Here is a 12,570-nt window from a genome sequence, read left to right on the forward strand (position 1 = left end):
ATGACTACACTAGCACCCTTACCATATTCGGTACAATGGGATGATACCCATATTACATTATTAAATCAACAAGCACTTCCTTCCATAACTGAATTTATTGAACTTCATTCTGTTGATGATGTATATGACAGCATATTGACATTAAAAGTTCGTGGTGCCCCAGCAATTGGACTGACGGCAGCATTTGGTGTTGCACTTGGTGCCAAACAGGAAACAACCGCTGAATTAGGGGAATTCAAGAAAAATGTAACGAGGCATATTGAAAAACTCGCTTCTTCACGGCCAACTGCAGTCAACCTTTTTTGGGCGTTAAGGAGGATGGAGAATACGTTGAAAGCAGCGCAAAGCATTTCAACTGCCAAGGAAGCACTTGTATCGGAGGCCCAAGCCATCTTTGCTGAAGATGAAGAAATGTGCAGGAAAATCGGGGAACATGGTTTATCCTTATTCGCTAAAGGAGATTCCATCCTAACGCATTGCAACGCTGGAGGGATTGCCACAGCCCGTTATGGAACAGCCCTGGCTCCCTTCCACCTGGCTAAAGAAAGGGACTTTCCGCTAAAAGTGTACGCTTGTGAAACCAGGCCTGTCCTGCAAGGGGCGCGTTTGACGGCTTGGGAATTGATGCAAGCGGGGGTTGACGTCACCTTAATTTCTGATAATATGGCCGCCCATACGATTCACCAGAAACGAATAAATGGAATTATAGTCGGGGCCGACAGGATTGCGGCTAATGGAGATACAGCCAATAAAATCGGGACATTGGGATTAGCCATATTAGCCAAGCACTTTGGTATCCCTTTTTATGTGGCGGCTCCATCAAGCACCTTCGACCTCTCTATCCAATCCGGCACATCCATCCCGATCGAAGAACGGCATGAAGCGGAAATCACTTTCATTCAAGGTGTAAGGATTGCCCCGGAAAACGTGAAGACTTTCAATCCAGCCTTTGATGTTACACCGAATCATCTAATTACAGGCATCATTACAGAAAACGGCATCATAACACCGGATTTCATCAAAAACATTCCTGATTTCGTTAAATGATCCAAGTTTTATTGGTGATAAAAAAACGAGAAGGATTTCGTATCCGTCTCGTTTTTTAATGAAGATCAATTATGATTATTCTTTCGAGGTCTATTATGCAATAATCTAAGTGATTCGAATCTATTCATTAATTAAATCCCGTGTTTTCGATAACAAATGATATTAGACATTCTTATTATTTTGAAAAGAACTCCTGAAGTGCTTTCTTATTTTTAGTGTAGTCCATTTCCAAAACGGCTCCAGACTGGGGATATATTTCATCTCTAAAACTTCCTTCCACTGGAATCCTTAAGGTTTCAACGGTTTCCGGTGTATGGAAGACGGCTTTTGGACCCATTTCCATTATCGTTTTCATCCCAATATCTGTATCCAAATACGAGAGCCCTTGTTCTATTATACTAGGAAGCGCTGCCATCCCTTCGAAGGTTGAGATTTGATTTATAAACGCTGTTTTTAATTGAACCATTACTTCTTGTTGACGTTCAACCCTTCCAAAATCACTTTCATCATCATGTCTAAAACGGACATATTTCAATATTTCCTCACCATGTAAAACATTTTTGCCAATGCTTGCTTGAATGCTCATATCATCAATAATTTCTTGATCCACATCCACCGCTACTCCTTCAGGGGCAAGCAAGTCGACCATCTTCACAAATCCCTGAAAGTCAATTACTGCCACATGATCGACCTTGACATCAAAGTTTTCCTGTATCGTTTTCTTGAGCAGTTCCCTTCCGCCATAATAATAAGCGGCATTTATTTTGTTATATCCTGGTTTATACCCAGGGATTTTTACATAACTATCACGCATGATTGAAGCCAGCTTCAGTTTCTCCTGCTCAGGAAAGTATTTTGCCAGTATAATCGCATCTGATCGAGATTTTTCCTCTCCCCTGGTATCAACACCAATAAACAGAAATGTTTTCACGCTTTCCTCGTTCTCTTCTTCGGTTAGTTTTTTTTCCGTACCTGCATTTCCATTTTGTTTGGGTAAAGGAGCATAGGTGCAGCCTGCCAGAATCAAGATCAAAAAATATATGAACAGTACCTTTTCTTTCATTACCTCACCTCATCGGAAATTTACCCATATTTTCTGCCTAATATTGGAATTGTATGCATTAAACGACAAAAAAGCCTGCCAACGATTATCGTTGGCAGGCTTTTGATCATTTATTTGATTTCTTTCTTTAATACTTCTACCGCTTTTTTAACTTGAGTGTCGTTTTTAAGGATTTTCTCCCGGATGACCTGCATCAATTTAACGGTAGTATCGTCTTTTATAGTGCCGGTTTCTTTAATTTTTTGTTCCCTTTGAAATGCTGTTACCGCATTTTTTGTTGCTTCATCAAAGAATCCATCTATCTTCCCTGGATCATGTCCTGCTTCCTTCAACATCTCTTCAGCAGCTTTCACTTCACTTGAAGAATCCGATGCTTTCAATTCCTTATCAGGCGAAATGTACGGAAGGTTGGCATAATCAGGGAGCTTCACATTAATATCAGGCTTGATCCCTTTTTTATGAATCCAATTGCCTTCAGGCGTCAACCATTTAGCTGCCGTGTATTTGAAGTTGGATCCATCTTCAAAGTCTTGGGCAGTCTGAACGGTCCCTTTGCCAAATGATTTGACACCAATCAAAGGAATATCTGCTGATTCACTGACAGCCGCTGCAACAATTTCAGAAGCGCTGGCACTTCCATCATCAATCAACACGACTACCGGGATCTTCAGCTCGCCATCATTCTTCGATTTATAGACATCTTTTTTCCCGCTTCGTTCCTCAACTTGAAGGACCACTTCCCCATTAGGTATGAACAGGCTTGCCATTTCTATTGCTTGGTCAAGCAGTCCCCCTGGGTTTCCACGCAAATCCAATACCAGACCCTTCATATCCTTCTTCGACATTTCTTCAAGCGCCGTTTTCAGCTCTTGAACTGTATGTTCGGAAAAACTGGTCACTTGGATTTTTGCAACTCCATCATCAAGCATTTCCGCATACACTGTTTCAATCGGAATTGTGTCACGTTTAATGGTGAGTTCAATCGGTTCCGATTCACCAGCTCTTGAGATGGATAAATTCACTTTCGTTCCCTTTTCGCCCCTGATTTTCAGGACAGCTTCAGAAGAGCTCAGTCCTTCAACGCTTTTACCGTCGACACTTAAAATGATGTCATTCGGTTTTACACCCGCTTTTTCGGCTGGGGACCCTTTTATCGGTGAGACGACCATGATTTTTCCATCCTGTTCCTGAATCTCAGCACCGATTCCTTCAAAAGATGAAGAGATGCTCTCATGGAAACTCGATGCTTCCTTCTTATCCATATAGGCAGAGTAGGGGTCATCCAATGATTTGATCATTCCATTAATTGCCCCGTCAACCAGCTTGTCTTGATCAATCTCTTCATAATAGTTATCTTTTATCGTATCGTATGTAGAATACAGCTTTTCAAATTCCGAATGTTTATCCGGTGCTATTGACTCTACTTTTTCATTTCCAAAGGTCAAGGCTATTGTAGTAATCCCTGCAGTTAGAAATATGACTAGGAAAATCCCCATTATGAACGTAAACTTCTTTATTTTAATGAATTTCCCTGCCTCTTTTGGCTGTTGTTGATTTTCTTCTTCCACTGAAGCCTCACCACTTTCATTCTTCATGACGATATAAACGGTTTCTTTCTATTTTATCAGTTTTCATGCCAATCGAAAAATAATAGTTATCAAAAATAACAACTTACTGATCATATGTATTTTTTTAACCCTGCAAACGTTAAATCTAGGGTACCCCTTAAGGCGAGACATTACAAAAATGCGGATACCAAGGAATAAATGAGCCTGTATCCCACCCTTCATTATACAGCATCATTTATTCCTGGTCACCCGCCTGTCATTAACATCCAATTATCAGTCTTGGATAGCTGCTTCCAATGCCACTTCAACCATTTCGTTAAAAGTTGACTGGCGCTCATCCGACGTCGTTTCCTCACCGGTTAAAATGTGATCGGAAATGGTTAATACTGATAAAGCTTGGCGTCCAAATTTAGCAGCAAGCGTATATAGGGCCGCTGATTCCATTTCTATTGCTAGGATTTGGTATTTTGCCCATTTTTCCAATTCACTATTATCGTTATAAAACTGATCGGCCGTAAATACATTCCCGACCTTCAATTGCAAGCCCTTAGCCGTGCCCGCATCATAAGCTTTTCTTAGTAATTCGAAATCCGCGGTTGGAGCAAAGTCCACCCCGCCGAAAGTCATGCGGTTCATTTGCGAGTCGGTGGAAGCACTCATTGCAAGGATTACATCCCTGACCTTTACGTCTTTTTGGATGGCTCCTGCAGTTCCAACGCGAATCAGCTTCTGAACATTATAGCTATTCATCAATTCATTTACGTAGATGGAAATGGATGGAACACCCATGCCTGTGCCTTGGACGGAAATTCTTTTCCCTTTATATGTCCCTGTGTATCCAAACATATTCCGAACTTCATTGTAAAGTTTTGCATCCTCTAAAAATGTTTCAGCAATATATTTTGCACGCAATGGGTCTCCAGGTAGTAAGACCGTTTCTGCAATTTCATTTTCTTTTGCACCAATATGTACGCTCATACAACTATTTCCTCCTTAACTTGTGGTTGGAATGATATACAAAAACTACTATACCATATCAACCACAAGTTAGGAAAATTGAACCTTATCCAATAACCAACCTGATAAGGAAACTGGAAATCGTGAAAAGACTTTTGGCACCCCTCCTCAGAACCGCAAACAAAACGGCGGAGGCCCGCCGTCTTTTTTTAATTGTTTTTAAAATTAAGGGAAAGGAAGCTGCTAACCGTCTTATGACTGGTTACTCATCGACTTCTTCATCAATTATGCATTTTTCAAGAAGATATTCGAATGTGATGTCAGCAAGATCTTCAACTTCAGCTTCTGTTGGAAGATAGCCCCGTCTTATCAATTCTTGAAAAAAGAATTCCGCTATCTCTTCTGTATCAATAAAAACCTCAATTTCTCGCAAATCATCGCCCCCTTATTTAAAGGTCTATGAATGTGTAGAGACAAATATGCCAGTAAGGCATCCCTTAATGGAAAATCATATGAAGGGCCTATATTTACCATGTTCCATTGGTGGCCAATTTGAATGGTAGATTTTTTAGGTAATTTGGAAATTGCCCTTTAAAAGTTTGGGATACCTTTTCACTTCGTTTGCTTCTTTTTATGATCTGGATAAATTTCCTCTGCAGCTTTTTCAATTTTAGCAAGGGCGATCTTCATGATATGACGATATTCATCATCGCCAAAATGTTCGTAGAGCTTACAATAATCATTATATAAATCCAACAGTCCATCAATCATTTCCTTTTTTTCATTTTTTGTCATTGTCATTTCTCGCTCACCTTTACCAGGGTTGTATTGTTTAGCAATGATAGCAAGCTCATTATTCTTTTTAGGAAGGAGCAGGCCCAACTTTTTAATGATCCCATCTGCACGTTTAGCATCGGCTATCAGAGTCAGTTCTTCTTCATGCGCTTCAAGCCATTCACCATCCGAAATTCTTGATAACTCATAGATTACATCCTCCCAGGCATTTTCCTTATAGCGCCAAATTTCCGTTCGATAGCCGATAATCTTGAAATAATCCTGTTCATATCCATCCACCTGGACCAAGTCACCTAATAAATATTTATATTCAATGTCGATTTGTTCTTTTGGATAAAGGATTTCTCCTTCGTATTCATTTATCGATTGCAATGTTTTTTCAATATAAAGACCTTCACTATAGTTCACTTCATACACATAAGCACCATCGAGAAATTTAACATCGGTTATATTCCCGACTGTCCCATACATTGTTATTACGACTGTATCGCCTAATTTAAATTTCGGCTGTTTTTTTTTGCCCATAAGAGACATCCCCCAATATGGTCCTTATCGTTTGATTAGTAAATTATATGCATAAACAAACATGGAGGTTAATGGAAATGAGAGGGCATTTTACTCATTTAGATAAGGAACTTGCCCATTTATTAAAGGGCAACGAAAAACCTTGTTCCTCATTTATCTACAACCAAAAACCGTCTCATTTAATGAGACGGTTCGCAGTAGGGATAATGAGCGTCACTTTCGTTCCTTCGTCATGTACACTCTCAATTTGAAATTTTCCTTTTAATTCCTCCATTATCTGAATGCAGGTCGCTACACCTAGGCCGTTTCCATCTTGTTTAGTGGTATAAAAGGGCATGCCGATATTTTTTAAATTCTCGGGACTGATGCCTTTTCCATCATCTCTGATCATCAATTTTACATATTGGGAAACGGCAGTCAGATCCAGTTCAATCTGCCCTCTTGCTTCGATGGCTTCACAAGAATTATTCAGGACATTCAAGAGAACCTGCCTTAACCGGTTCCTGTCTGAAAAAACAATGACGGATTGTGTCACTCCATTCATTATTCTTACGTGAGAACTCGGATTTGAAGAAGTATATGTATCTATCATTTCATCAAGGAAATCCTTTAAATCCATTTTCTCCCATTCCAGTTGATGGGGTTTTGCCAAATCAAGAAGTTGAGTCACGAATACATTCACCCGATCCACTTCATGAAGCATGACATCACTATATTTTTCTATTAGTGTTTTATCATGATCCTGACTCTTCAATAGTTGGAAAAAGCCCTTTATTGTCGTCAGCGGGTTCCTGATTTCATGCGCGACCCCGGCTGCAAGCTGGCCAACATATTTCAATTTTTCCGTACGGACGATTTCCTTCTCACGATCTTCTATCGTTTCCATCATTCTTAGAAAGGCAAGATTCAATTTTTCCATTTCCTCGAAGCTTCTTTTATTGGAAAAGACGAATTCTTTTCCTTCAATGAAATCCTCCGTTGCTTCGACAAGATCTTGAACTGGCCGCACAAGAGTCTTTGTAAGTAAATAGACAGCCAGAATGATAGAAACAAATACGATGCTGTAGATGGTCAGATACCGTGATAAAAGGTCATTCAAAGGCTGAAACACCTGATTCTTATCTGCACCCACAACAACAAACCATGTATTCTCCGTTTCCGCTATCGTTTGGATAGGCTGGATAGAATATATTTTTTCCCCATTCTCTGCACTGTACAATTCATCCGATAACGAAGCCTCCATCAGCTTTTCTTTCGTTAATCCAATTTCCTCCAAGGCTGAATCCTGCATGACGCCATGTGGGTCTTTTTTCGAAATCATGATACCTTCTTGATTAAGAATGAAAAAGTTCACTGGATATTTATCACTAATGTCATTAGCCTTTTTCTCCATCATCTCCCAGAGCCCTTCCAATCTGAAAGCTGGAGATACGACACCGATTATTTTTCCTGTATTATCATATACCGGCGCACTTAGAGATATTATGGGTTCTGAGTAAGCTCGGGTTTTGTATACGTCAGAAAGGAATTCATGACCTTCCATGGCCTCTTTAAACCATATTCTCTTTGCGAGGTTATCCCCGATCATTTTATTGGAGGTATCCGCAATGACCTTTCCTTCCATATTCAAATGCAAAACACCGTAATAACTTCCTTTTGCATCGATAAACTTTTTTAGTTCAACTGACTTCTCTTCCTTTGAAGAGCCGGGATTTATGATTACCGAATTTGCACTCATTAACTTCACATCACTGATGCGTTCGTTCAAATAGCTATATGTTTCATTTACAATATTCAGTGAACCTGCATTCAAGGCATTTTTAGCTTCCTTTTCCAGCAGGGAGCGCTGTGATCCATAGGATATGATCCCCAATATCAGAACAGGAACACTTGCTATAAGTAAAGAATAAAGCAAAATTCGGGTTTGAAGGCTTTTAAGCATCCTTCCGATCCCCCTATTCCTGATCTCCCAATAGGAGTCCTTCTTCTATTTGGACATATTGTTCCCACGCTTGATCGAATACTGACATACTTTCGAGATAATCTGCATTCAATTCCAAATAACTGCTCAGTTCATTATAATCAGTCGATTGTTTTGGGAAGCCATGATCCTGATAGGCATGATTGGCAAATTTAGTGATTGCATCAATTTCCTTTGGTTGTCGAAATTTCATTAAATATAAATAAAATGGTCTCATGGTGTCGAGCCCCCCTAAAAATAACTATGATTCTGCTTTAATATATCGGAAACTTTCTCTTCCGTCCACTTTTTTAAAATAATTTGGTTTTTTCTTCCTCATTTTATTGAAATCCACCATTTTTCAGCACGAACCGCATTTGATAATAGAAAACGGAACTTCAATAAAAATATCGTTCTCATTCCCAAATTGATTCAATCCTTTTAAAGGCGGGAAATATTTTTTCACACTTACGTTCTTTATTCTTTAAGTGATCGATCAATGAATCGAATCGCTACAAGTTTAACCTAGAGCTTCAATCAAATGCTTGCAAGTACCCTTACCTTATATACACACGAGCATAGTCAGTCATGCCGTATGAAGGGTGGCGGAATTACTCTAACATTCAAATACCCGATGGCCTATAATTCTTGTGAATGGGAAAAACCCCCTACATCTAAGATAGAATAGTGATTTACACTGTTCTGCCTAAAATGAGGGGATTCATTCATTAATAAATGGAAACGTCATGTACCATTCCGCTAAAAGTCAAAGTAGTTGCGTTTCAACAGCTTTTTCATGTTCATTAGCTCACTGTACTTCGTTTGTTTTTCAAGCAGTTTCGAATCAATTAAAAATAGTTGATTTTCAATTTCCTTCACTATTTCATCACTTTGAAAAAGAGCATCGCAATTCTCACAATGAGATGAAGGGGTTTCCGTAATTTCCACCGCCCTCGTACCATCCGGCAGTTCCCAATACACCGTCCCCTTTACCGATGTAAGCTTCCCTTTCTCACACCATGGACACGTCTCCATGCTATTCATCTCCCTTTGGAGTGCTCTTTTTTTGCTGTGCCTGGTATTTCTTTTCTTTCAACAAATCTCTTTTTTCACGTTGGTTTTTCAATGTAGCATGCTCTGGGTTTGTCACGTAATTTTCCCGTCGATTCATTCGCTTCAGCCCTTCAGGCACTAAATTGAATTGCTTATCGTTCATCAAACCGGATACACCTATATCTGACCTTTTTTCTTCCATATCGGGATATACCCCTTTGAAATAATCATCTGCAAGCCCAGGTGTATAATGCTCAGGTTCAGGATATGTGGTTATGACTCCTTCAAAATTGCGCAGCACCGTTTTTGTTGGGGATTGTGAAAGGATATAATTCGGTTGCAGTGTTATTTTCCCTCCCCCACCTGGAGCATCGACGACGAAGGTAGGAACAGCATTTTTAATTGTATGTACTTTAAAGACAAAAAAATAACGGGCTTACTTTGCAGTAGTAGCACCGTTTTTATAAGTTGTTATAATGCTTTGCGCAATTAGCGTTATGTTTGGTTTATTACGTTCTATAACCGTGCCTACGGGCTTGTTTAACGCCCCTGTACCGCCTGCCTGTGTGTTTGCCATTAGTATACGCCCCTCTTCAACGTTGTAAAATGCTTTACGATGCCTATACAACGGGCAAAAACTGTTTCGCACAGCCTTATTAATACTTATGCAGTTACGTCTTGGACACTTGCAGAGCGGTCACAAATAAAAAAGGCTATCCCGTTAAGGATCAGCCCGTTTTACATTTTACTTTTTCATTTGCCATGCGTTAAGCATCTCCTTTTTATACGTTATCGTTTATTACCTTACGTAGTATAACGTCATAAAAAGACGAACACAACTCATATTCAGAATATTTAGATAACTATATTAGTAGTTATAACGGCTTGCCTGTTAGCCTACACGATTGACTTTATAAATTACCCATATAATAGGAAGTAACTCGGTAAAATGGACATAAAAAAAGCAAGCCCGTAAGCCTGCCCGTTTTAAATGTTATTGCGCTTCTGCTTCGTCTATTTCAGTTACAATGCCAAAAAAGTCACGTAGCAGATCGTTATACAGCTTACTGCCCTTCTCTACGTAATGTACTGTGCCTAAATCATAAAATTTAATGCGTACAGTCATTGTTTTCTTATCAAGCCAGATTCGATAACTACTGCCGTCTCTAAAAATACTCTTATCCGTTTCACTTGCTACAATGCCCTTCGGCTCGTAAACTGCCATAAATAATGCACCCCTATTTAGTTAATATGTAACGATACCTAACGTTAACAGAACATTCAATTTACGTAAACTCCATTCGTTAAAATAAGACAAAAAAAGAGCCGTAACCCCCACGAAAGGATTACGGCTAAATTAGAGCAGTTTGAGATGTACCCTAAACACAAACACGCTGATGGACCTGATTCCGTAAGCGTGGTAAAAAAGTAAAACTGGTAATGTTACGATAACACAACGCAAATACAAATAAACGTGATTGAGGAAGTGGATTTCACCATCCTTTATAATATATTTTTGGTTAAGGGCGTTCACGTATGCGCCCCGTTTATAACCATTTAAGGCAGTAGCCGTTAAGCTACCGCCGACAAATAAGGCACAGCCGTAAGCCATGCCCGTTACTTTGTTATTACGCTACTACGGGTGTAATTGCGCCTGTGCCTTGAAACTCAACGCTATAAGTAGCTTCGCCATCATATGCGCCCTCTAGTTCACGGCTTGTTACCAACGCTTGCCCCTGCTCAAGGTTTACGCCCTCTTCTTGGATACGTAAAGTTACTTTTTGTTTGTTACGCATGGCGTCACGTAGTGCAACGTAACCTGCATCACCTTTAATGTATACGCCATCAGCACTTACAGTCCATTCGCCAAACCCGTACTCAAACTCTTTAAATCCGCTTGTAAGTTTATGTGTGGTTTCAATGGTTTCTACGCTTTCGCTTAACGTAGCCCCACGTTGCCCTCCTACAATCGTACCGTTTACTAAAATTAAAATATCTACGCCTTTTACTGCCATAATTAATTGCCTCCATCTAATAGTTTATTTAAATCTTCCAATTCAGCCGTAATTTCTGCATTACTAATGCGTGGTTCAAAGTCGCCTTCGCTGTCCGCATTAACAGTACGGTTAACTAACTTGCCTGTAATCTGAAAATACAGTTGTAATGCCTTTACGCTTGGTAGCCTGCCAGTGCCGTCATCAATCAGTTTTAACAACGCACTTTCTGCATTTGCTTGGAAGGCGTTTACTGCCCGTTCACTAAGCAATGCCATGTATGCGATTACTGCACCGTTATTTTTATGTGTGTAAATGGTCTGCCTGCTTACGCCAACCTCTTCTGCAAGCTGTGTAACGGTTTTTTTGTCGTTATTTTTGCAGTACGCATTTGCTACAAGTTCGTTAGCAATTTGCACTTGCAACGGGGTAAGCTCTTTTTCATAGTCTTTTAGCGTTTTCTTTGCCATAACTTTTCCTCCTTTTATTTATTGGTATAGGCGATATGATCCGCCCTGCCTTCTATAGTAAATAACTCGTATAATCCTTTACTGTCGCTAAGTTGTATATAGGAATAAAGCGTGTAAACAGCATCCTCTGCTTCATCATCATTAAACCCGTTTATCACCGTTTGCAGGGCGTGCAAATAACTAACGCCAATGCTACTCAACTTTTTGCAGTTGCTTAACCGTGTTGCAGGTTCAATAAACGGCTGTAACTTTGTAGGGTCTACGGGTATGTACTTTTTTGCCTTGTTTACAAGCCCTGTGTACTTAATTAAAAACGGTCTAAACTGTTCGTCAAGCTGTGTCATTAACTGCAAGCCCTCCTGTGTAGTTACTGTGTATTCTTTATGCGGTACTACCACGTCAGCAAACTCTTTTTCAAGTTTTGCAATGTCAACCATATCGTTAACCTCCTGTTATTTCACGTTTTAAGCACGTTTAAAAGCCCTGCACACTTACCTATTAAAAAGGTAGCTATGAGGCAGTTTTTCTACTTTAATGCGGTAAGCAATTGCAATACCCTTGTCATCGGTATCCTCTTGTAAAATAGTAGCTATGTCTACGGTTTTTAACCTTTTAATGTGCTTTGGTACGGTTGTATAAATGTCAAACTGCTTAGTAGCCGTTTCATATAAAATTACCGTTTCTTGTTCTTCGATACTGTAATATGCCACTGTAATTCCCTCCATAATAAAAGAGCCTACCCGTTACGGTAAGCCCTGCACGTTATTTAATTACGCAAACGTTACTCCACTAAATTGGCTCTCCGCCATATACTTTGCAGTCAAAAACGTTTTAAGTGTCGCATCTAGTGCGGGTGCAGTTACGGTAACGGCTTGCGTTGCCTCACTAGCTTTTACCGCCTGTTCCTTTGCTACCGCCAATGCCTTGTCAACTACGTTAAATAACGGCTGATTAGGTAGGTAAATGCCCTCATTGCTACCGTTAATAGTTACTGCGTACACCTCACGCCCCATTGAGTAGTTAGTGCCTGCTTGTACTGTCTTTGTGATTACGATTGCTTTTGCCATTTTTGTTGCCTCCTGTAATTTGTTTTATTTAAATAAGGCGGTGCAACTTAATGCCCGCCCTGTACCTTTTA

At 39.8% G+C, this 12,570-nt stretch carries 16 protein-coding genes and 1 pseudogene; 1 reads left to right on the forward strand and 16 read right to left on the reverse strand.

The genetic code is table 11. The features are described 5' to 3' along the window. On the forward strand, positions 1 to 1,047 hold the full coding sequence (mtnA, locus tag ABIE66_RS15700) for an S-methyl-5-thioribose-1-phosphate isomerase (RefSeq protein WP_289334994.1): 1,047 nt from the start codon (positions 1 to 3) through the stop codon (positions 1,045 to 1,047). A 175-nt stretch (positions 1,048 to 1,222) separates the two neighbouring features. On the opposite strand, the gene ABIE66_RS15705 is transcribed toward mtnA, so the two are convergent. The 16 genes and pseudogenes from ABIE66_RS15705 to ABIE66_RS15780 all read right to left on the reverse strand — a co-directional run bounded on the left by ABIE66_RS15705 (position 1,223) and on the right by ABIE66_RS15780 (position 12,499). Beyond that, positions 1,223 to 2,110, reverse strand: coding sequence for an LCP family protein (locus tag ABIE66_RS15705; protein WP_370015394.1), 888 nt, complete (start codon positions 2,108 to 2,110; stop codon positions 1,223 to 1,225). Between the two features lie 110 nt (positions 2,111 to 2,220). Next, entirely contained in the window at positions 2,221 to 3,705 is a 1,485-nt protein-coding gene (locus tag ABIE66_RS15710) for a lmo1851 family serine protease (protein ID WP_370015395.1), read from the reverse strand. A gap of 246 nt (positions 3,706 to 3,951) precedes the next feature. Further along, positions 3,952 to 4,656: a purine-nucleoside phosphorylase gene (gene deoD / locus ABIE66_RS15715; RefSeq protein ID WP_207440173.1), complete on the reverse strand. Its 705-nt coding sequence runs from the start codon at positions 4,654 to 4,656 to the stop codon at positions 3,952 to 3,954. 241 nt (positions 4,657 to 4,897) lie between these two features. Then, positions 4,898 to 5,068, reverse strand: coding sequence for a YozD family protein (locus ABIE66_RS15720; protein WP_064505166.1), 171 nt, complete (start codon positions 5,066 to 5,068; stop codon positions 4,898 to 4,900). Between the two features lie 179 nt (positions 5,069 to 5,247). Continuing rightward, positions 5,248 to 5,955: a hypothetical protein gene (locus ABIE66_RS15725; RefSeq protein ID WP_289325404.1), complete on the reverse strand. Its 708-nt coding sequence runs from the start codon at positions 5,953 to 5,955 to the stop codon at positions 5,248 to 5,250. Between the two features lie 175 nt (positions 5,956 to 6,130). After that, complete coding sequence (locus ABIE66_RS15730) at positions 6,131 to 7,897, reverse strand: ATP-binding protein (RefSeq protein WP_370015396.1); 1,767 nt, start codon at positions 7,895 to 7,897, stop codon at positions 6,131 to 6,133. Positions 7,898 to 7,910: 13 nt separating this feature from the next. After that, complete coding sequence (locus tag ABIE66_RS15735; protein WP_289316053.1) at positions 7,911 to 8,153, reverse strand: YozE family protein; 243 nt, start codon at positions 8,151 to 8,153, stop codon at positions 7,911 to 7,913. A gap of 521 nt (positions 8,154 to 8,674) precedes the next feature. Continuing rightward, positions 8,675 to 8,950: a YokU family protein gene (locus tag ABIE66_RS15740; protein ID WP_370015397.1), complete on the reverse strand. Its 276-nt coding sequence runs from the start codon at positions 8,948 to 8,950 to the stop codon at positions 8,675 to 8,677. 1 nt (position 8,951) lies between these two features. Continuing rightward, positions 8,952 to 9,377 (reverse strand): annotated as a pseudogene (locus ABIE66_RS15745) (lysine 2,3-aminomutase); the annotation flags it as partial. Between the two features lie 27 nt (positions 9,378 to 9,404). Then, positions 9,405 to 9,545, reverse strand: a complete 141-nt coding sequence (locus ABIE66_RS15750) for a hypothetical protein (protein ID WP_370015399.1) — start codon at positions 9,543 to 9,545, stop codon at positions 9,405 to 9,407. Positions 9,546 to 9,962: 417 nt separating this feature from the next. Then, on the reverse strand, positions 9,963 to 10,193 hold the full coding sequence (locus tag ABIE66_RS15755; RefSeq protein ID WP_370015401.1) for a hypothetical protein: 231 nt from the start codon (positions 10,191 to 10,193) through the stop codon (positions 9,963 to 9,965). Positions 10,194 to 10,596: 403 nt separating this feature from the next. Next, complete coding sequence (locus ABIE66_RS15760; RefSeq protein ID WP_370015402.1) at positions 10,597 to 10,983, reverse strand: phage tail tube protein; 387 nt, start codon at positions 10,981 to 10,983, stop codon at positions 10,597 to 10,599. Between the two features lie 2 nt (positions 10,984 to 10,985). Beyond that, positions 10,986 to 11,432 (reverse strand): phBC6A51 family helix-turn-helix protein, encoded by a 447-nt coding sequence (locus tag ABIE66_RS15765; protein ID WP_370015404.1) that lies wholly within the window; start codon positions 11,430 to 11,432, stop codon positions 10,986 to 10,988. A gap of 14 nt (positions 11,433 to 11,446) precedes the next feature. After that, complete coding sequence (locus ABIE66_RS15770) at positions 11,447 to 11,869, reverse strand: hypothetical protein (protein ID WP_370015406.1); 423 nt, start codon at positions 11,867 to 11,869, stop codon at positions 11,447 to 11,449. Positions 11,870 to 11,923: 54 nt separating this feature from the next. Further along, positions 11,924 to 12,142: a hypothetical protein gene (locus tag ABIE66_RS15775; protein ID WP_370015407.1), complete on the reverse strand. Its 219-nt coding sequence runs from the start codon at positions 12,140 to 12,142 to the stop codon at positions 11,924 to 11,926. A gap of 60 nt (positions 12,143 to 12,202) precedes the next feature. Further along, entirely contained in the window at positions 12,203 to 12,499 is a 297-nt protein-coding gene (locus ABIE66_RS15780) for a hypothetical protein (RefSeq protein WP_370015408.1), read from the reverse strand. Positions 12,500 to 12,570 lie beyond the last annotated feature (71 nt).

This window comes from Peribacillus sp. B2I2, assembly GCF_041261685.1.
GTDB lineage: Bacteria > Bacillota > Bacilli > Bacillales > DSM-1321 > Peribacillus.